This window comes from Ruegeria sp. Ofav3-42, from assembly GCF_022347725.1.
Lineage (GTDB): Bacteria > Pseudomonadota > Alphaproteobacteria > Rhodobacterales > Rhodobacteraceae > Ruegeria.
The window spans coordinates 1-19,736 of record NZ_JAKRGB010000016.1; the positions used below are offsets into that span (position 1 = coordinate 1).

The 19,736-nt window shown below is 54.5% G+C and carries 16 protein-coding genes and 2 pseudogenes; 12 read left to right on the top strand and 6 right to left on the bottom strand.

The window, feature by feature from the left end; translation table 11 throughout:
- Positions 1-646, top strand: a 646-nt coding sequence (locus MHN28_RS19575; protein ID WP_239344263.1) for an IS3 family transposase, incomplete at its 5' end; no start/stop codon positions are given.
- Between the two features lie 407 nt (positions 647-1,053).
- Entirely contained in the window at positions 1,054-2,709 is a 1,656-nt protein-coding gene (locus MHN28_RS19580; protein WP_239344264.1) for an alpha/beta-hydrolase family protein, read from the top strand.
- 1,257 nt (positions 2,710-3,966) lie between these two features.
- Here the strand turns inward: MHN28_RS19580 and MHN28_RS19585 are convergent.
- Entirely contained in the window at positions 3,967-4,881 is a 915-nt protein-coding gene (locus MHN28_RS19585; RefSeq protein ID WP_255733436.1) for a LysR substrate-binding domain-containing protein, read from the bottom strand.
- Between the two features lie 176 nt (positions 4,882-5,057).
- Between MHN28_RS19585 and ugpB the strand changes: the two genes are divergently transcribed.
- The 6 genes from ugpB to MHN28_RS19615 all read left to right on the top strand — a co-directional run bounded on the left by ugpB (position 5,058) and on the right by MHN28_RS19615 (position 10,725).
- A complete protein-coding gene (ugpB, locus tag MHN28_RS19590; RefSeq protein ID WP_239344266.1) occupies positions 5,058-6,368 on the top strand; it encodes a sn-glycerol-3-phosphate ABC transporter substrate-binding protein UgpB in 1,311 nt (436 codons plus the stop codon).
- A gap of 61 nt (positions 6,369-6,429) precedes the next feature.
- Positions 6,430-7,311: a sn-glycerol-3-phosphate ABC transporter permease UgpA gene (ugpA, locus tag MHN28_RS19595; protein WP_155150415.1), complete on the top strand. Its 882-nt coding sequence runs from the start codon at positions 6,430-6,432 to the stop codon at positions 7,309-7,311.
- A 20-nt stretch (positions 7,312-7,331) separates the two neighbouring features.
- On the top strand, positions 7,332-8,168 hold the full coding sequence (ugpE, locus tag MHN28_RS19600) for a sn-glycerol-3-phosphate ABC transporter permease UgpE (protein ID WP_170395270.1): 837 nt from the start codon (positions 7,332-7,334) through the stop codon (positions 8,166-8,168).
- A gap of 3 nt (positions 8,169-8,171) precedes the next feature.
- The gene (gene ugpC / locus MHN28_RS19605) at positions 8,172-9,227 is read left to right on the top strand and encodes a sn-glycerol-3-phosphate ABC transporter ATP-binding protein UgpC (protein ID WP_239344267.1); all 1,056 of its coding nucleotides are present in this window, start codon (positions 8,172-8,174) and stop codon (positions 9,225-9,227) included.
- Positions 9,227-10,174 carry a glycerophosphodiester phosphodiesterase family protein gene (locus tag MHN28_RS19610; RefSeq protein WP_239344268.1) on the top strand — a complete coding sequence of 316 codons (948 nt, stop codon included), beginning with the start codon at positions 9,227-9,229 and terminating at the stop codon, positions 10,172-10,174. Before ugpC ends, MHN28_RS19610 begins: the two co-directional genes overlap by 1 nt.
- Positions 10,175-10,275: 101 nt before the next feature.
- On the top strand, positions 10,276-10,725 hold the full coding sequence (locus tag MHN28_RS19615; protein WP_239344269.1) for an NUDIX hydrolase: 450 nt from the start codon (positions 10,276-10,278) through the stop codon (positions 10,723-10,725).
- A gap of 148 nt (positions 10,726-10,873) precedes the next feature.
- On the opposite strand, the gene MHN28_RS25100 is transcribed toward MHN28_RS19615, so the two are convergent.
- Positions 10,874-11,557, bottom strand: coding sequence for a histidine phosphatase family protein (locus MHN28_RS25100; protein WP_370645761.1), 684 nt, complete (start codon positions 11,555-11,557; stop codon positions 10,874-10,876).
- Between MHN28_RS25100 and MHN28_RS19620 the strand changes: the two genes are divergently transcribed.
- Positions 11,513-11,899 carry a hypothetical protein gene (locus MHN28_RS19620; RefSeq protein WP_239344270.1) on the top strand — a complete coding sequence of 129 codons (387 nt, stop codon included), beginning with the start codon at positions 11,513-11,515 and terminating at the stop codon, positions 11,897-11,899. The two genes, MHN28_RS25100 and MHN28_RS19620, sit on opposite strands and share 45 nt — an antisense overlap.
- Before the next feature lie 357 nt (positions 11,900-12,256).
- Here MHN28_RS19620 and MHN28_RS19625 read toward each other — a convergent pair whose 3' ends face one another.
- Entirely contained in the window at positions 12,257-13,045 is a 789-nt protein-coding gene (locus MHN28_RS19625; protein WP_239344271.1) for a class I SAM-dependent methyltransferase, read from the bottom strand.
- Positions 13,046-13,155: 110 nt separating this feature from the next.
- Here MHN28_RS19625 and MHN28_RS19630 point away from each other — a divergent pair, with 110 nt between their 5' ends.
- Together MHN28_RS19630 and MHN28_RS19635 are read left to right on the top strand one after the other, a co-directional pair.
- On the top strand, positions 13,156-14,715 hold the full coding sequence (locus MHN28_RS19630) for a class I adenylate-forming enzyme family protein (protein ID WP_239344272.1): 1,560 nt from the start codon (positions 13,156-13,158) through the stop codon (positions 14,713-14,715).
- A 127-nt stretch (positions 14,716-14,842) separates the two neighbouring features.
- Positions 14,843-15,733 carry a DMT family transporter gene (locus tag MHN28_RS19635; protein ID WP_239344273.1) on the top strand — a complete coding sequence of 297 codons (891 nt, stop codon included), beginning with the start codon at positions 14,843-14,845 and terminating at the stop codon, positions 15,731-15,733.
- 28 nt (positions 15,734-15,761) lie between these two features.
- Here the strand turns inward: MHN28_RS19635 and MHN28_RS19640 are convergent.
- The 3 genes and pseudogenes from MHN28_RS19640 to MHN28_RS19645 all read right to left on the bottom strand — a co-directional run.
- Positions 15,762-16,787 (bottom strand): annotated as a pseudogene (locus MHN28_RS19640) (cupin domain-containing protein); the annotation flags it as partial.
- Between the two features lie 33 nt (positions 16,788-16,820).
- A complete protein-coding gene (locus MHN28_RS25105; RefSeq protein WP_370645762.1) occupies positions 16,821-16,931 on the bottom strand; it encodes a twin-arginine translocation signal domain-containing protein in 111 nt (36 codons plus the stop codon).
- Positions 16,932-17,485: 554 nt separating this feature from the next.
- Positions 17,486-18,562, bottom strand: a pseudogene (locus MHN28_RS19645) (IS110 family transposase).
- Between the two features lie 232 nt (positions 18,563-18,794).
- Here MHN28_RS19645 and MHN28_RS19650 point away from each other — a divergent pair.
- Positions 18,795-19,271, top strand: coding sequence for a DUF4279 domain-containing protein (locus tag MHN28_RS19650; protein ID WP_239344275.1), 477 nt, complete (start codon positions 18,795-18,797; stop codon positions 19,269-19,271).
- Positions 19,272-19,736 lie beyond the last annotated feature (465 nt).

Genomic DNA, 19,736 nt, shown 5'->3' on the forward strand with positions numbered 1-19,736 from the left:
CGTGCACTATGTGTTGCGCCGTGAGGGTTGGCCGGTCAACGTCAAGAAAGTCTATAGGATTTACCGCGAGATGGGGCTGCAATTGCGGAACAAATCACCAAAACGGCGGGTGAAGGCCAAACTGAGAGAGGATCGTTCGGATGCCGTGAGGCCCAATGATGTGTGGGCCATGGACTTCGTTCATGATCAGCTTGCGACTGGCCGCAAACTGCGCGTTCTGACCGTGGTCGACACATTCTCGCGCGTCTCACCCGTCATTGACCCAAGGTTCAGTTACAAGGGCGAAGACGTTGTCGCCACGCTGGATCGGGTGTGTCGGCAGATTGGCTTCCCGGCGACGATACGGGTGGACAATGGCAGCGAGCTCATCTCACGGGATATGAACTTATGGGCCTACCATAACGGTGTAACGCTCGATTTCTCACGTCCCGGCAAACCGACCGACAATGCCTTCATCGAAGCGTTCAACTCAAAGTTCAGGGCAGAATGCCTGAACACGCATTGGTTCCTGTCGCTGTCGGACGCTTGCGAAAAGATGGAGGAATGGCGTAGATACTACAACGAAGAAAGACCGCACAGCGCCATCGGGAATATCCCTCCGGCAATGCTGGCAAACTCACATGACGATACCAGCCCGTCATGCTGAGAAAATGCGGAAAACTCTATGCCCAGGTGGCAGAAGGTTGGGTTTCAGAGCAAAACAGGAACGGATTCTAAATCCAAACGGCCCGGTTTAGGGGGCTGGGTCAGTTGGTTTTGGTTTCGCCAGGTCGTTTAGCAGAGTAAGCTAGGCGTCTGCTCCGCCGACAAACCAACCGACTTCTGTATGACCGAACAGGAACAGCAGTCGAATGACGCCTCAGGTAAAAAGTCGAACATCGGAGATCACCGAACTGGTTGCGTTCAAGTCAGGAAAGTCGGGACGGCGCAGGCCACACGCCACAACTATACGCGATAAACATGGCCCATAGCCTGGCATTTTACTAAGCTGACTGAACTGCCTTTGCTCGGGGAGGGTCGATCGTGCGGTGGATAAGATCACTGATTACTGGGATGTCCCTACCATGCATACTATTGGGTCTTCTGTTCTTCGCCGCCTCGCTAACCCCATCTCTCATTCCGCGCGGGCCTTTAGTTCAGGGAATTCTAGGCGGGATCTTGGTTGCCCTAGGATACCTTTTGGGACGGGTGATTGAACTGGTTTGGCTTGCTGCAGATCTGCCGCGCATGCTTGGGCGGCCGGCGCTTGGCGGGAAGGTTATCTTTGCAGCTTTGGTCGCCGGATTTGCGATCTGGGCACTAACTTTCAGCCTCGAATGGCAGAACGAGATTCGTGCAAAGATGGGGATGGAACTTGCCGACGCAAAACACTTGGTGCAGATACTTTTGGCTGGCGCGGGTACCTTCGCAGTCTTTTTCCTAATCGGCGCGTTAGTGGCGGCCTTGTTTCGATGGATCAGGGGCCGCTTCTATCGTTTTATGCCGCCGCGAAGGGCTAACGTTCTGGGCGTCGTGACAGTTGCCTTGATTATTTTTGTCGTCACCCGCGACGGTATTTTTGATCGAGTGGTTAGGGGGCTTGATGAAAGCTACGAGGCCGCTCAAATGCTCTTTGATGTCGCGCCCGCCTTACCCGAACGGCCGGATCAAGCGGGCTCTGAAGCATCCTTGATCGACTGGGCCGCGATGGGTCAGCCGGGCCGGGATTTCGTCCTGGATGGCCCGAACGCCAAAGCGATATCCGCGTTTACTGGCAAACCTGCTATGAACCCGATCCGTGTCTATGTCGGCCGAGCCAATGGCGAGACGCCAATGGAACGGGCTGAGCTGGCGCTGGCCGAGTTGCAGCGATTGAACGCCTTTGACAGGGAAGTTCTGATTGTCACAAGTCCCACCGGGACCGGGTGGATGGACCCCGGTTCACACGACCCGGTGGAATATATGCACAACGGCGACATCGCGACAGTTAGCGTCCAATACTCCTATCTGCAATCGCCTTTGGCCCTGGTTCTAGAAACCCGAACTGGCCTCGATCAAGCGACGGTGCTTCTCGAAGTAGTGCACAAATATTGGCGAACACTGCCGAAGGACCGCCGCCCAAGGCTGTACGCGCATGGTCTAAGTCTAGGCGCGTGGTCGTCGATGTATGCTACGAACCTTTTTCGCCTAGTTGATGACCCGATCGACGGGGCATTCTGGGCTGGCCCGCCATTTCCATCGCGGTTCTGGCAGCATGTACAGCACGCTCGCGAACCCGGTAGCCCCTGGGTACTCCCAACTATCGGAAGCGGATCGTTTGTCAGGTATTCATCCCATTTCTCGGATGCCTCGCAAGCCGGTTCGGATTGGGGCGACATGAGGATCGTATTTCTGCAGTATTCCAGCGACCCGATCGTCTTCTATGACCCGCTTTCGGTATGGCGCGCGCCACCTTGGATGAACGAGCCTCCTGCCGAGGATGTCTCAAAGCACCTCGTCTTTGTCCCAGTCGTAACGCACTTCCAACTGGCGCTCGACATGGCCTTGTCCTTTGGCGCACCACCGGGCCATGGACATGCTTATTTTGCACAGGATTACATCTCACCATGGGTCGAAGTCACGGCTCCAAAAAATTGGACTGTGGTGGATACCAAACGACTGAAAGCACATTGCAATGTCGGATTCCAATTTGGTTGTCGGAACCGACGAAAAGATGCAAACCAAGTCTGATCTGCTTTCCGCAATTGGCTCGAGCGACTGCCGGATTATGGGGTATACACCCATGCGCTTTGGAAGCGGCGCCAGAAACGAGTGTGCGATTTGGGCTTGATAGTGTTGAAAAAGTCCAGATTTAGTGGAACTAGATTAAAATTATTGCACGTACAGAGCTGGTCGGAATTTCCGGCTGAGGGGTCGGCCAAAACCTAACACCGGCTGCAAGGGAGCGCCTCATCGGCTGTCGGCGATGGCAGTGGAGGACTTTTTCGGGCGGTCGCGCGTTTGCAAATTTTCGGTCTTCTCGGATTTTCGAGTTTTTAAACACAATCGGCTCAGACCAGTCATCCGGCGGTTTCAGTAGGTCATCGGGTCGGTTCAGACCGGATCAAGGTCGGCTGAGCGGACAATGCTACCTTCTGGCGATCTACGACGAATGACTGCTTCTCGAAGAACCAAATCCTGGCGTGGCCGGGAATCATGGTTACATTTTCGGCTACTGGCGGCGTGCTCGTTCAAATCATTCATACCAAGGAAGACAATGGAACTTTCCGAAGCTTGGGGGGAGAATTGGTAAGTACGCCAAATTGATCAATGATCGCGATCTAGACATCGCCATCGATAAATTGGATCTGAGTCCGGCGCAGCCACCAAACGAGTAGGAATGTTGGTTCAAACGAGGCCAAACACCTACCAGACCTTGATAGTCACCTGACGCTTTGCTTGTACAGAAAGTCGCAAGCTGCGCTAACCTGAAATCCCCGTGGCAGAGAAAGCAGCCATTCATTCGTTGAAATCGAGTGGCGGCAAAGTCTGCCCCCCGCCCATTTAGCCTGGTAAACCCAACGTCCGGTTTCTGCGGTTCACGACGTGCTGCGCTAGCAATATCAGTGGCGCGAGCGGAGGTCCGGTTAGAGCTCTAAGGTCATTCGCTGCGACAATGTTAATCAGGCGGTTTGAGCCCTTTCCGGCCATTTAACGTGGTCCAGCCCTTCGCTTGTGCGGCAGGTCACAAATTGCGGAAACTGGACGTTGGGAATTCTGGCGAGTAAAGGCAAGTGAGCGGACAAAGCGGTCGCTAAAGTGCCCTAGGATTAGGAACTAAATCATCCATGCTAAATTGAAGAACTACTCGGCTTTTCGCGGTTTTTGACTGTTAATGCGAGATCGATCTCGGGGGCTATTCCAAGTGCTCAAGAATTGGTTTCAAGCTATGAAGATCGAAAATGTACGGCTTGCTGACGGCGAACATTGGCGTTTGCCGCCCTGCAATCAGTGATGGAGTTTGCCTGCCTTGAACGGGGCTAGGCTCTCTTGGAACTGCTCGATGAACTCTAGCGTCACCAATGACGGTTGCTTCAAAATCGGACGCACAAGGGAAAGCGTATGTGACAAGAGCGGTTTGAACGGTCGGTAGCTCAATCCGGCGTTTGCATACTGGACGGCGTCCAACTCGCTGACCACGGAAATCCCAACACCCTTTACAGCTAATTCACAAGCCGCCGTGAACTGCCTGACTTCGATGTGGGAATTGAGTTTGACATTGGCGCTTTGAAACGCTTTTGAAAGCTGTCCAAAAAAATCGCTGTCGCGCCGTGTGTGAATAATCTTGGCATTTGCAAGATCCGTTGGTGTCACCTCGGAGAGTTTTTCCAATTCATGCCCGGTAGGAAACACGCAAACTGTACGGACATCGATGTCTCTACTTTCGACGGCCGGATGCCCGTTAAAACTGTCTGTGATTCCGAAATCATATTGCTCACCAATCATCCACTCGAGAATACGTTCCGGCCTGTCAGGCTCGATCGTCATTGTTACACCTGGCCGATCTTGTAAAAACGTGGCGATTACCTTGGGAAGGTGACTGGTGGCGAACCCAGGCAAACATGCGATGCGGATGTGTCCCGCTTTGCGTTGCGTTATGTCCTGACTGACATCCGATATCTGCCTCATCAGTTCAAGAACACGCTCTACGCTGGGTTGCAGGTACCGCACCTCCTGTGTCGGCACTAACCGACCTTCGCGGCGATCAAAAAGTTGAAACCCAAGCGATTTTTCAAGATCGGAAAGCAGTCTGCTGACGGCCGGCTGACTGACTCCCAGATCAGAAGCGGCTCCCGTGACCGAGCCGTTGATGGTTACCGCCATGAGCGCTTCCAGTTGTCTGATCCTCAAGGTTCGGCTCATTGTGGGTCCTTCTTTTGGCTGACAGCCTCAAATATAATATGATGTTATGTTTTTTGCCAATAATAAGGTCTTGAATTATATTCAGCCCAATGTAACGTCGGTGGGATAATAATCTCACCAGATGCGCACTGCGCTTGGTGTTAGTGACCGCATCAGTTTGATGCATGGGAGGAATCATGAATAAGCAATTTCTCGGCGCTCTCGCCGTAACTACTGCGTTGTCCCCCGTGGCGGCGATGGCCCAAACTGAAGTTCAGTTCTGGCACGCCTTCACCGGCCGACTGGGTGAGCTTGTCAAAGCGCAGGTCGAAGAGTTCAACGCCAGCCAGGATGAGTTCGTCGTGGTCGAAAGCCACAAAGGCAATTACTCGGAAACTCTGAACGCAGGTATTGCGGCTTTCCGCGCCGGTGAGCAGCCCCACATTCTAATGGTTTTCGAAGTGGGCACTGCAACGATGATGTCGGCCGAAGGTGCAATCAAACCCGTCTATGAAGTGATGGCTGAAAGCGGTGCATCGTTTGATCCTGACGCGTACATTGGCGCTGTCAAAGGGTACTATACTACAACGGACGGAGAAATGCTCTCACTGCCTTTCAACTCGTCCACACCGGTTCTGTGGGTCAATCGCGATGCCTTCGAAGCGGCGGGTGTTGATCCGGACACAGATCTATCGACCTGGGAAAAGGTTGGCGACGTACTTGAGCAGCTGAAGGCTGGCGGCGAGGACTGCCCGCTGGTGACCGCATGGCAAAGCTGGATTCACCTCGAGAACCTGTCGGCCTATCACGACGTTCCGTTCGCATCGCAGGACAACGGTTTTGCCGGTCTGGATACCGAGCTGATGCTGAACGGTCCGGCGCAGGTCGCACACCTGACAGCAATGGGTGACTGGGCCAAGGATGGCAAGTTCATCTACACGGGGCGCAGAAACGAAGGTGGTGCAAACTTCCGAGCTGGCGAATGCGCATTGTTTACCGAAAGTTCGGCCGGTTACGCTGGCATCAGCTCCGAAGCTGAGTTCGAATTCGATGTGCGCCCGCTACCCTATTGGGAAGGCGTCACAAGCGAGCCGCAGAACACCATTATCGGCGGAGCGTCTCTTTGGGTGATGGAAGGTCATGACGCCGAGGAATACAAAGGCGTCGGCGAATTCCTCAGCTTCCTGTCGTCTTCGGACGTTCAGGCGGCGTGGCACCAGAACACCGGTTATCTTCCGATCACGGCCGAAGCTGGTGAAGCCACGCGTGCCGCAGGCTTTTACGACGAAAACCCGGGAACCGATATCGCTGTGATCCAGATGACGGCGAAAGAGCCCACCGCAAACTCGAAAGGTCTGCGTTTGGGATCGTTTGATCAGATTCGCGGCATCATCGACGAAGAGCTCGAGGCTGTTTGGTCCGGTGAAAAAACGGCTCAGGAAGCGATGGACAGCGCGAAAGAACGCGGTGACGCGCTGCTGCGCCGGTTCGAATCCGCCAATCAATAAGTTGTAATTTGATGCGGGCCTATTGAGGGCCCGCATTTTCTTTATTCGGTGGTTTATCGGGATGGAAAAACGCGTCACCTTTCGCGGCTGGCTATTGCCACTGGCGCTAATCGCCCCGCAGGTCATCATTTCTGCTGTATTCTTTTTCTATCCGGCGGGGCAGGCTGTTTGGCAATCTCTGTTTATACCTGACCCCTTTGGGCTGTCGTCCCAGTTCGTGGGTCTCGGTAACTTTGAATTCCTGCTGAGCGATAAATTCTACCGAGCCTCTTTCGTGACGACGGCGGTGTTTTCAACACTTGTCACCCTGTGCTCGATGATCCCGGCGTTGTTTCTGGCGGTCATCGCGGACCGCCTGATCAAAGGATCGGGCGTTTACCGGACGCTGCTGATCTGGCCCTACGCCGTTGCACCCGCTGTTGCAGGCGTGCTGTGGCTGTTCATGTTCAACACACGCGTCGGCGTCGTCTCGTGGTACCTTGGCCAACTCGGCTATGACTGGAACCATGTCCTAAACGGAACCGAGGCCATGGGGCTGGTTGTTGTCGCCTCGGCCTGGGGGCGCATCAGCTATAACTTCCTGTTTTTCTTCGCGGCATTGCAGTCAGTTCCAAGGTCCGTGATTGAGGCCGCCGCGATCGACGGTGCGCGCTTCTGGCGCCGGTTCTTCACGATCGTGCTGCCGCTTTTGTCACCTACCGCGTTCTTTCTGTTGGTGGTCAATGTCGTCTACGCCTTCTTTGAAACCTTTGGCGTTATCCACACGATCACCGGAGGCGGGCCGCAGCAGGCGACGACCATTCTGGTCTACAAGGTCTTCTCGGATGGGTTCGTGGGACAGGATCTAGGTTCGTCCTCGGCGCAGTCAGTCATTCTGCTGATCGTTGTCGGTCTGTTGACCGTTATCCAGTTCAAATACGTGGAAAAGAGGGTGCATTACTGATGGCGACCCAACAACACGGAATGGTCGAAAAGCGCGGGATGGGGATCTGGCTGACCCATGCCATGATGATCCTTGGAGTGCTTATCATCTTTTTCCCGATCTGGCTGGCGTTTGTCGCCTCGACTGTCACTCAGCCAGAGATCGTGACGCCTCCCATGCCGTTAGTGCCGGGTGACCAGTTCTGGGAAAACTACAAGGCCGCGCTGTTTTCTGGTGTGAACGTCCCTGTCGCCACGATGCTGTTCAACAGCCTCGTGATGGCGATTGGGATTGCGGTGGGCAAAATCGTGATCTCACTGCTTTCTGCCTTTGCGATTGTCTACTTTCGCTTTCCCGGGCGGACGACGTTCTTTTGGCTGATCTTCCTGACGCTTATGCTCCCGGTCGAGGTCCGTATCGTTCCGACGTTCGAAGTTGTCGCCGGGTTCGGTATGCTCAACAGCTATTACGGATTGATCTTCCCTCTGATCGCCTCGGCCACGGCAACGTTCCTGTTCCGGCAGTTCTTTCTGACGATCCCGGATGAATTGGCCGAAGCGGCTCGAGTCGACGGTGCCCGCCCGATGCGGTTCTTCATTGATATCGTCGTGCCCATGAGCCGGACCAACATCGCGGCGTTGTTCGTGATCCTGTTCATCTATGGGTGGAACCAATATCTCTGGCCGCTTTTGATCACCACCGACCCCGAAATGAACACCATCGTGATGGGTATCAAACAGATGTTCCCCTCCGGTGATGATGTGGCCGAATGGCCTGTCATTATGGCGACGTCCATTCTGGCAATGATCCCGCCGGTCATCGTGGTTGTGTCGATGCAAAAGCTCTTTGTCCGCGGCCTTGTCGATAGCGAGAAGTAAGAAATGGCAACAGTAACCCTTGAGAATGTCAAAAAGAGCTTCGGCCCAACCGACGTCATCCATGGCATCGACATAGATATCGCGGACGGTGAGTTCATCGTGATCGTTGGCCCTTCGGGCTGCGGGAAATCCACGCTACTCCGGATGGTTGCAGGTCTGGAAACCGTAACTGCGGGCGAAATCCGGATCGGAGAGGAAAGGGCTAACGACAAGGAACCGATGGATCGCGATATCGCGATGGTGTTCCAAAACTATGCGCTCTACCCACATATGTCCGTACGACAAAACATGGGATATGGCCTGAAAATCGCCAAGTTACCCAAGGCTGAGATCGATCAAAAAGTGACCGAAGCTGCCAAGCTGTTGCAGCTGGAACCCTTACTGGATCGCAAACCCAGACAGCTATCAGGTGGCCAGCGTCAGCGCGTAGCAATGGGTCGGGCTATTGTCCGTGAGCCAGCGGTCTTCCTGTTTGATGAGCCGCTCTCGAACCTTGATGCCAAGCTGCGGGTTCAGATGCGTCTGGAAATTCGCGAACTCCAGGAAAAGCTGGGGATCACGGCGCTCTATGTGACCCACGATCAGGTCGAGGCCATGACGATGGCCGACAGGATGATCGTCATGAATGGTGGCATTGCCGAGCAGATTGGAACGCCGTTGGAGGTTTATGAAGCGCCCAGAACTCTGTTCGCGGCACAGTTCATTGGCAGCCCCGCGATGAATGTGTTTGACGCCCGTCGTGAAAAAGGAACGATCAAGATCGGTGAAATTGCGGTCGGCCGATCTGTAGGTCCTGATAGCGCGTTGAAGCTGGGGATACGCCCAGAACATCTGTTGTTGGATGATAATGGTCCGCTGGAAGCGGCGATTCAGATGGCAGAACCGCTTGGGGCAAACACTTTGTTGCACGGTCAACTCGCGGGGGTCGGCGGTGCGATCACGATAAGTCTTCCGGGCGTCCATCCGATCGAAGGCCGGCATCCGAACATGCGGTTCTCGGTCGCCCCCGAGCACATGCATTTGTTTGACCAGTCAACCGGTGAAAGGCTGGAAGGCTAATGGTGTTTCCTCAAGTCGAAGCCTTCCGGGGTGGAGAAAACCTGATCCGGGTCGTGGGCCATCGAGGGGCACGAGGGGTTTTGCCCGAGAACAGCATGATTGGCTTTGACTTTTCGCTTTCCATCAATGTCCCACTTCTTGAGTTTGATGTTGTCCTGACGGCGGATGACGTTCCGGTCATAACCCACAATCATCGTCTGCACGCACCAAGCTTTCGCGGCGCAGATGGCCTGTTTCTGACCGGCGAGGAACCGAAGGTTTCGTCACTGACTTTCGAACAGATCCAGCAATTCGATATTGGACGGTTAGACGGGCTTTCTGCCTATGGCCAACGCTTTCCAGACCAGGCCCAATTGGATGGCGTTCGTGTCCCTAGGCTAATGGACTTGCTAGATTTGGTAAGTGAACCAAAATACGGCGACGCCTATCTGATGCTCGAACTGAAGTCGGATCCTGACGTGGTCCATGATCCGCTTCATAGAGGAAACTTTGTCGGGCGAGTTCTTCAGGAAGTTCGCGCCAAAGGTCTTTCGTCGCGCGCGGTACTGCACAGTTTTGACTGGAAACTTCTGGAGGAATGTCAGCGACAAGCTCCTGATATGCCGTCTTCCTACCTGACGCAGTTTCCGGATAACGCGGATGACGTCGGCGAGGATTCCTCGAAAGCGATTTGCCCTGACTTGCGTGGTCGTCGTGATGAAATTCCAAATTTGGTCAAGCAAGCTGGCGGTTCGCTTTGGTGCCCGTACTACGCGGATGTGACAGCTGAAAATGTGGCATATGCAAAAGAGCTGGGCCTTTGCGTCGCCGTTTGGACGGTCAATCAGCACGAAGAAATAGGCAGGATGATCGACCTGCGTGTGGACGCAATAGTATCTGACTACCCCGGGCGGGTTCAAAGGCATCTATCGGATTTGGGTATCAGTTGGCGTGCCGGAAACCAGTGAGTTCTGAGTCGCAAGAACCTGACGCTTTTCTTGTTTCTTCCTGTCATAATCGAAAGGATCAATCACATCACTTTAATCTGGTCAGCTAGGCGAAAAGCATAGTGGTTCAGCGTGCTAAGCAAGTTGCAGCGTTGCCGCTGCAGTTGTTCGGTGACCGCCTCAAGGTCCTCCTGATCACGTCGCGTGACACGGGGCGTTGGATCATGCCGAAGGGTTGGCCAATGGATGGCGAGAAAGACTGGCGTGCGGCAGAAATTGAAGCGCTCGAGGAGGCCGGGGTGGAAGGCACAATTTCCCGCAAACCCATCGGTGAGTTCGAATACGCCAAAGTAATTAATGACGGTACCAGTGTCCAAGTGAAAGCCACCGTCTACCCACTTTACGTCGATAAGGTAAAGCGCCGTTGGAAGGAAAGGCACCAAAGAAAGAGGCATTGGTTCTCGCCCAAGGGTGCTGCGAAAGCACTCAAACAGCCAGAGCTGGAAGATTTGCTCCTCGACCTAAAAAGCAATCCAAGAAAGAACAAATCGATCCGCGAATTGTTACCTTGAACAGAGGCAATGCCGTTCATACCGCTTCTGGCTCGGAGCGAGTTTAACCGGAATGAGACGATTTGATTTTTTTCTCCGCAAATAGTTTTCCAGCCTCGAAGCCCGCGAAACACCGGATTCTTGCTGCGAATGTTCAAACGCCAAGGCCCTAATGTTCAATCAAGGTTGAATGTCCGTCGCGCAACTTGATGAATCCGTCTTGAGGTTCATTCAATGCGAAAACCTCTTGTGGGGACAGGCCCAGATAGATCCCTCGAAACACGCGCGATGTTAAACCGTGGCCAACAATGATCACTGGCCCATCAAATGACTTGCCCAAATACCACTCAGAAACTCGCCTATGTACGTCAGCGTAGGATTCTCCGCCGGGTGCCGGACAGTTCCAACGGTCAGCGCAACGCGCCTCCCATTCCTGGGGAAATCGCCTTTTGATCTCGTTTTCTGTCAAGCCCTCCCATTGCCCGAAACTGCATTCCATCAAACTGGTTTCATACTCGATGGTTTCCGGGGGTAGGCCAAGTTCCTCGACGACTATGGAAGCTGTCTGTGCTGCTCGACCAAGTGGGCTTGAAATTGTCGTCAGAGAGTGACAGCTGGATATGCGGTGCCTTAGTCTTTTTGCACACGTCACTGCCTGAGCGACCCCTCGCTTGGTCAAGAGCGAGTTCCGCCGACCTTGACGTCGTTTTCGCGAATTCCATTCGGTTTCACCATGGCGAAGCAAGAAAATAGTAGGGCTGACTTTTTGGTTCAACACATATCGAAGCCTTCCTGTACTGACGGGGCAGTGATCGGGACCCGGTTCTGGGCCTCGCACGAGGCGCTTGTGCATCCGCGCATTCTGGACCGCGCATTGCGGGCCACTGGGGACGACACAATCCGCACTCAAGTGGTTGATGTGGTCCGCGGTTTTAATTGGCCCGGCCGCTACAACGGCCGTGTTCTGAACAACCCGTTCATTCAGAAATGGCATGGCTCAGAAGACGCATTGAAGTTGGAAGCGGGCGTTGAAGCGGCAAAATGGGCGGCAGCACAGGAAGGCGGGGATCCTGATGTCGCAACTGCCTTTGCAGGCGAGGGCATCGGTCTGATCCGCTCTGCGGCACCTGCCGGCGACATTCTGGCGAAGCTCATCGCGGACGGGCAACGGTGTCTGGCTGGGGCGGATGCATAGCGCGGTGATCCAGGAAGAGCCAGAAACACGTGTGCTGGAGTAGGCGGTGGCATGGTTACTGCCGCCTACGCCAGTCGGGGCGGGAAACAGGCAATCTCGCTGTTCTGACCCTGCCGTGACCTCTAATTACACGGATGCAGCGAACTTCGCCTTTGAAGGGCCGCGTCGCAGCATCTATTTTGATGACAAATGTCCGGATAGGGCCGTCCTCGAAATCCCGTGGCAGAGGGTTAGGCGGCTATCGAGATGGAGTGACCGAAACTCATCCCAAAGAGACAACTATCAGCGCTTCGAGTTATCTTCGGATTTGATCGGTGAAACCTATGAAGTTTATTTGCACGCTAGCACCGGGACCATCTAAGCGCTGGGTCGTCTTGCGCTGACAACCATAAAACCAGGCCCGGCAGTCCAGGCTTCGGGATTTCGAATAATTGAAAGCGCTTCGGTCAGCAGTGTTTCAGACATAAACCCTTGCCCGATCAACTGCGGAGCCAGAGTCGCCAGTGTCAAAGACCACGTTTCGGCTTCGGCGGACCCAGCAGTGTTACCGGAGTGGTTGAGAATGGGCTGAATGTGCCGCGCATCTGTTTCAGTAAAGCCGGTTCGGGCAAGAACGCGCGGCAACGTGCCGCCAAACCCAAGGTCCCATCCTTGAGACGCCGCAAATTCGAGATAAGCAGTCCAAAACGCCGCCCAAAACCGGTCTGGACCAGATGCGATGCGACTGAAATCCATTTCGGTTGCAATAAAAACACCACCGGGTTTGAGCGACCGAAATATACCGGACAGAACCTCGATACGACTGGGCAGAAAGCACAACACGGCACGGCAATGGACAAAATCGTACACGCCTGTGCCAAGGTCGTCGCGTCGCAGGTCGATTTTCTTCAAAGTCAGGTTCGGTAGAGTATTCTCCCTGACGGATGTCAGATCCAGATCGCTGGCAGTTACGTTGGCGGCTGGAAATGTCTCTGCCAGCCAGATTGCGACACTGCCACGCCCGGTCCCGATATCAAGACAGTTTGCATTTGCTGGTAGGTTCAGACGTTCGATGGTTGAGTAAGTGTCGGGGTCATGCGCATGCGCCATTCGGTCGAGTCGTTCAGCCTCGGTAGGCAGAGTGTGAGGCAAAAGTTCTTCATACATCCGGAGCCTCCGGGATTGTTCTGGGAGTGCAAAACTTCATTCAATTTTAGCACAAAGGCGCAAATTAGCATCTTGTGCTAAGGTCGGTGCAGCAAGCAATGGAGATGCGTATGTCCCATAGCGGACCAGCACTCGGCGAACCGGTGGCTCTATCCTCGCTATTGGAAACGGGACTTTCTGAGCGGCCGGATGAGCCTGCGCTAATTTCGATGCAAGCCAGTTGGACTTGGCGCGAACTGGACCGGGATGCCGACCGACTTGCCCGCAACCTGCTGTCTCTCGGGCTCAAACCCGGGGATCGTGTCGCATCTCTTTTGCCAAACCGCTGTATTTCAGAGGTTCTATATATCGCATGTATCCGGGCGGGGTTGGTCGCAACGCCGTTGAATTACCGCTATATGGCACCTGAAATCGATCACGCCCTGTCCGTCAGTAAGGCAGCGCTGATGGTTGCGCACACCGAGCGTCAGCAGGATTTGTTGCTGAGTGCCGAAGTGCCACAACTTCCCTCAGGTACGCTTTTCTATGGGCCAAGCAAGCAAGAGGTGAACTCACTCGAGGAGTTGATTTCGCAGGAACCGGAAGCAATTGGCTTGCCGGCCCCGGACCCGGCCGCACCGGCTTTCATCTTCTTTACCTCAGGCAGCACGGGTCCGCCAAAGGGGGTTACACATACTGCCGAAACGCTTGGCTGGATCGTAGCCAGTACAGCCGCAGGATTGCGGTTGGACACAGGTGACAGGTTCCTGACAGCGTCGTCACTTTCTCACGAAGGGGGTGTTGGGTTTTCATTCGCTGCGCTCGCCGCGGGGGCAACGGTTGCAATCGCCCGTCAATTCGATCCTGGAGAGTATCTGGCCTTGTTCAGGTCGGCTCGTCCAACGGTCATCTGGATCTTGCCAGCGGCGCTTACTCATCTTGTCGAAGACAAGGGTGCGTCGCATGAAGATTTTGCATCCCTCCGATATTGCGCGACCGGAGGCGACAAACTTCCGGCCGAACTGGAGCGGGAGTTTGAAGACAAGGCAGGTTTTGAAGTTCACGAAAGCTACGGCATGACCGAAATCGGCTGCGCAACCGGAAACCCGCCCAATGGGGTAAACAAGCGGGGCTCCATCGGGCCGCTGTTTCCCGGCTACGAAGGCGAAGTTCGGGACGAAGCCGGGCACCCGCTGCCGGATAATGTTAAGGGGCGGTTGTGGATACGTTCTCCTGCGAACATGACGGGCTACTGGGATCAGCCGGACGAGACAAGGAAGGCCATTGTGGGTGATTGGCTCGACACTGGTGACGTCATGTCGTTCGATGAAGACGGGTATCTTTGGTTTGCGGGCCGCAAGAAACAGATCATCGTGCATGATGGGTCAAATATATCACCGCAGGATGTCGAAGGCTCGCTGCTTGCGCATCCGTCCGTTGCCGCGGCCGGAGCGGTTGGAATCCATGATCTGGTGCATGGAGAGAATGTGCGGGCCTACGTCGTTTTGCACCCTGAGAAACCCGTACCGTCGCCGAGCGAGCTCGTCGCGTTCTCAAGAAAGAGCATTGGGTACAAAGCGCCCGAGGACATCGTGTTCCTCGATAAAATGCCACTCAGCCCAGCCGGAAAAACGGATCGGACGGCGCTGAAGAAGATGGCCGAGGAACAGATTAATGGTCTCTGTCACTGAACTGTCGGCCTGAACAATATTGCGTTCGGGGTCTATCGAACGAATTCGAAAGTGGCATCGATTGGTGTTAGGATCGGACTAATTCATGGTCGAGCGGTGACCCGGTTGACCCAAAAAAGGGATTGTCATGAACAGGCCGGTTGCACTCGACTATCTGCTGCTGGTTGGGATCAGCCTGATTTGGGGGTCGCAGTTTGTCCTGAACGAACTGGCAATCCACAGCTTTACGCCGTTGATTGTCGCCACCGGGCGGGTGCTGATTGGTTTTGTTACACTCACGCTCATTGCCGCTGTGATGTACGATCGTTCACCGCGCACTTTGACGAAACCCGATCGGCATCCATGGACATTGTATTGTGCAATCGCGGTTGCCGAAGCGATATTGCCTTGCTTTCTGATCCCTTGGGGGCAGCAGCATGTCGACAGTAGTATTGCCGCGATCCTGCTGGCAACCGTACCGATCTTTACGCTTATCCTGGCCCCGTTTTTTGTGAAAGACGAGCACTGGAGCCTGATTGCAGCCCTCAGCGTCATCGTCGGCTTTGTCGGGATTCTTGTGTTGATCGTTCCGGGTATAAAGGGCAGTTGGCTGCACAATATCATTGGCGAATTGGCAATTCTTGGCGGCGCACTGAGCTTCTCGTTGAGCCTGATTATGATGAAGCATCTGTCAAATATTCCCCCGGTTTTGGCGATGCGAAACGTCTTCATGATTGCGTCAGCCGTGCTCATAATCCTTGTGTTGGCGTTGAACACACAGTGGAATCTGCGGCCAAGCTGGCAAAGCACTACCGCCTTGTTGGGACTGGGGGTTTTTTGCGGTGGTATCGCCTATGTTCTATTCATCACCATGGTGGGGCGAACCGGTCCGACCTTTACTGCACTCACCGGATATCTGATTACCCTTGTCGGCGTATTCATCGGCATTGCCTTTTTGGGCGAACGGTTGCAGGCAAATGACATTTTCGCACTAGTACTGATCGTAGCCGCGTTGATTATCGGCAAGTTCAAGCCTTGAAAAATTCGCTCCGTTCAACATCACCCGGTCAGTTCGGAGCAATGAAAACATCCCGTTTCGGGAACTTTTCGATCACGTCCAGCTTCTGAATGAAATGCGCAGCCAGCAGGTAATTGGGGTTGCCTGCGATCCATTCAGAGACGTCAATGGCCAGATATTCGCCGGAGTTGAAAGCGATCAGGATACGAGCCACCTCATCCCCAACATTTTCAATCGAGTGACCGTAGCCCTGAGGGATATATCCCACATCGCCTTTGTTCAGTGTTTCTACGGCGAAACGACCATTTGCGCCAAACAGGGCAATACTGATATCGTCGCTCATCACATACTGCCACTCGTCGGCGTCCGGGTGCCAGTGAAACCCTCGCATACCGTTTGGTCCCAGCTCCAGCACGACACCAGTGATAGTCTTCGAAATAGGAAATTCCGCCTGGCTGACCAGCCACTCGCGGCCACCAGCAAATGAAGAGGTTGGCCCTTGATCAAGCAGCTTGTAGTGATGCGTCTTCGGCGGTGTCTCAAGATGCCCCTGATGTGGCATTGCCGGTGTTTCCGGGGGCGAGTCACCATGTACGAAATACACCTCGCTTTTGGGAAAAGTGTCAAACGCTGTCGCGGGTAGTCCCAAGCTCTTTGAAAGCAGATCCTTTGGTGCGTGGCCTATCCAGTCGGTTATGCTGAACGTACCAAACTCGGAAAAATACCCATTGTCGAAAATCAGGATGAAGTGGCTGGGTTGGTCGCCCAAGCATTGTATAGAATGCCAGTAACCCCTTGGAAAGTAACACACATCACCCGGTTCGAAGCCATTGGTCTCGGACTTTCCTGCCGGATTTAAGACAGTGGTCCGGCAGCGACCTTCGATAACATACGCCCATTCCGCTGCTGTCGCATGCCAATGCAATTCACGGGCTACGCCGGGCTCAAGTTTCATCGAAATACCCGCAATTCCGGTAGAAACTGGCAGTTGCTTTACCGTGGCTTTCTTGCCAAAACTGCCGCCGTCCTCGCGCCCTTTGGACTTATCCAATTCAAAACTGAAGTTTGGGAGTTCTTGCTTGGAAAGCTCCGGATCAGGAACATTGCTTCAAAACGGACCGGACGGATACTCTGCCGCCGATACGTGGGTGGCAGCAGCTCCGCCCAAACCTGCAGCAGCTGCCGTTTTGAAGAAATCTCGCCTGGTTGAACTCACCATGGTGGCCCCCAAACTCTAAAAAAACACCGCAAGAATAGCATGCCCTCACTTGTTCGAAAAATTCGGTTTTTAGAGGTATTGGAAGGTGGCCATCTGCTCCAGTAGGCAGTCCAAATGCAATCATATGATTAAACAGGGCCACGTATTGTTGCGATGCACTACACTTCAAATGATTGCAAATTAACTGCTACAACCCGCTTTGTTGCGCGATCTGTGAGTTCGGCGAACCTGAGATTTTGCGTTCGCAGCGAACGGCAGCAATGCGGGCGCAAACGCAGCATTCGAACATAGCGCTCAATGTCGTGTGTGGGTGGCGCCTGCATTGCAAGTGTTTTCTGCAGTGAATGCGGCGGTCCGTCAGTACCGTCGTGTGTTCGGCCTGTTCGCGCAGCCAGTTGTTGGCTGCTGGCCTTGATGAGTTTCGCAAGGAAGGTTCCTATCGGCTAAACGACCTCGATTGGGGCCGCGACATTGGTCGGAGTGCCCTGACTTTTGGTTGACTTAAGTCCGCATCATCACACCAAACGTCTTGCATTTCTGGCAGGTCGATCCGATCAGGCGACCGGCTGCCGGTATTCCTGCTGCCTCGTCAGTATCGCCCAGATGATCCGGGCGCTCCTGTTGGCCATCGCGACCTTCGCCAACCGAAACGGTTTCTCACTGAGGATTCTGGCGCTCCAGATATCTATGCGCTCCGGATGCTTCCTGCCCATCAGCGCACGGGACGTCATGCCGGTGATCAGGAGCTTTCGGATGTAACGGTCGCCCTTCTTGGTGGTCTTGCCGAGCTTTTCCTTTCCACCACTGGACTTGTTAAGTGGTGTCAGGCCTAGCCACGCCGCAAGATCGCGCCCAGTCCGAAATTGCTTAGCATCTCCGATGGTCGCCACGATGGCGGAGGCGGTAATCGGGCCGACCCCAGGCATGCGCATCAGGCGCCGGGCATTGGCATCAAGTTGCGCGTATTTTTCGATCATCTTCGAATAACCTTCAACGCGCTCGTGAACGCCAAGAAACTGGTAGCAGACCGTGCCGAGAATGCCGCTTGCCAGATCCGGCATATCGGGTCGTTCCCCTTCAAGGTGGTGTTTGGCGAAGGCGATCACAGCCTCGATCCCGCTCCGCAATACATGGCCGAATTCGCGCAGTAGACTTCGGATCATATTCGCCAGCTGCGTGCGCTGCCGGACCGCGAGATTCCGCGTGCGGTGCAGCGCCAGGATTGCTTGCTGGTCTTCGGATTTCACTTCGACGAACCGCGTTCTGCGCCTTTGAACGATCCCCAGGATCGTTCAATCCGCTAGCGCGGACCAGCTTAAACTTGGCCGACGGACGGCCTCGCAGATTGCCTCGGCATCAGCGGCGTCGGTCTTGCCGCGCTTTACATAGGGTTTGACATAGGCCGCTGGCATCAGGCGCACATCATGGCCCAACCTGCTGAGCTCACGGCCCCAATAGTGGGCGGAGCCGCAGGCTTCCATGCCGACAACACAGCGTGGAAGAGTCTCGAAGAACGTAAGCAGTTTCGCGCGTTTGACATTCTTATTGAAAATCTTGCGGCCGGTAGCCGAAATCCCGTGAACCTGGAAAACGTCCTTGGCCAGATCCAGTCCAACTGTTCTAACTGTCATTGGGTGGCTCCTTTCCTAGCAGTCCAAGACAACTGCAGTATGGCGCATTGCGACGCCGGTGGAGCAGGAGCCACCCACTCCATCCGGTAAGGGCTCATTCGGCCAGTTGGGCCATGTCGCAGAGGAAGGCGGCAGTGAGCCCAGAGGAACCGATGCTGCGTGATGTTTGAATGTCTGCTAAGTGCTATAGGCAGGGACAATCAACTTACCAATTTAGAAGTATCTGACGCTCATGCCATTGGAACCACAAACCTATCGACAATATGCCTACCTTGGAATTCAAGGCAAAGGCCCGTCCAATCAGATCACAAACGCTCTTGGCATCGAACCTGATGAGGAATGGTCTGAGGGTGATGATTGGCAGACGAAAGGGCCGCACAAGAAAAGGTGGTTCACGAACTGGAAACTGAACAGCGGGGTTCTGGAGACCGAAGACCTGAACACCCATGTGGACGCCATTTTGCGACGCCTTCGCACCCGTGAGCTGGCGTTACAAAGCTTGACTGGAGACTACGATGTCCGCATCGTTTTGGTGAGTTACAACCTCCAGTGCTTTAGTTTTGAGTTAGATTTTCAGCACCAAAGACGCCTCACCCAACTCGGCATCCGTACTTGGTTCGACGCCTATATTGACGAAGACGTCCACAAACTGATGTTTGATATACGCACCCAGTATGGACGCGACGCCTTCGACAACGAAGAAAGCTGACGAAGCGCTCTTTTGCTGCGTCTGTGCCAATGGCGGCTTACTCAACCAAGTGCACGCTTTCTCTGTGAGAACAGGCGCTCAGGTGGCAATAGAATAGCGCGCGGCGTGAACGGCCACTCTGGCGAAACCTGCTGTGGCCGCAAAATAGCCGTGCTGCACTAGCCCGGATTCAGCGTGAGATTTTGTGCTGCGTGAGTCGGCGCGCACAAAGAGTGGATCATCTAAGGCGTCACGCAAGCGGCCCAAAGCCAAGCCTCACGACGATCTCGCTTCAGAGTTCACGCGTGGGCTCGACCGCAATCGCGGGTACGATGGATTGATGAACTTGAAGGAGCCTTCGCCGCAAAGATCTGCAATACCAATCGCGACTTCGGCCGCGAACCGCTGCAGAAACGGCACGACCAGGTGGCGATACGTTGTAGGAGTAACAATGGCGTCGGAATGGTCCCGTGTTAGACTAAGAAC

Coding starts and splice junctions, on each gene's coding strand:
- MHN28_RS19580 (WP_239344264.1), top strand. CDS start 1,054: ATGTCCCTACCATGCATACTATTGGGTCTTCTGTTCTTCGCCGCCTCG.
- MHN28_RS19585 (WP_255733436.1), bottom strand. CDS start 4,881: ATGAGCCGAACCTTGAGGATCAGACAACTGGAAGCGCTCATGGCGGTA.
- ugpB (WP_239344266.1), top strand. CDS start 5,058: ATGAATAAGCAATTTCTCGGCGCTCTCGCCGTAACTACTGCGTTGTCC.
- ugpA (WP_155150415.1), top strand. CDS start 6,430: ATGGAAAAACGCGTCACCTTTCGCGGCTGGCTATTGCCACTGGCGCTA.
- ugpE (WP_170395270.1), top strand. CDS start 7,332: ATGGTCGAAAAGCGCGGGATGGGGATCTGGCTGACCCATGCCATGATG.
- ugpC (WP_239344267.1), top strand. CDS start 8,172: ATGGCAACAGTAACCCTTGAGAATGTCAAAAAGAGCTTCGGCCCAACC.
- MHN28_RS19610 (WP_239344268.1), top strand. CDS start 9,227: ATGGTGTTTCCTCAAGTCGAAGCCTTCCGGGGTGGAGAAAACCTGATC.
- MHN28_RS25100 (WP_370645761.1), bottom strand. CDS start 11,557: ATGCACAAGCGCCTCGTGCGAGGCCCAGAACCGGGTCCCGATCACTGC.
- MHN28_RS19625 (WP_239344271.1), bottom strand. CDS start 13,045: ATGTATGAAGAACTTTTGCCTCACACTCTGCCTACCGAGGCTGAACGA.
- MHN28_RS19630 (WP_239344272.1), top strand. CDS start 13,156: ATGTCCCATAGCGGACCAGCACTCGGCGAACCGGTGGCTCTATCCTCG.
- MHN28_RS19635 (WP_239344273.1), top strand. CDS start 14,843: ATGAACAGGCCGGTTGCACTCGACTATCTGCTGCTGGTTGGGATCAGC.
- MHN28_RS25105 (WP_370645762.1), bottom strand. CDS start 16,931: ATGGTGAGTTCAACCAGGCGAGATTTCTTCAAAACGGCAGCTGCTGCA.
- MHN28_RS19650 (WP_239344275.1), top strand. CDS start 18,795: ATGCCATTGGAACCACAAACCTATCGACAATATGCCTACCTTGGAATT.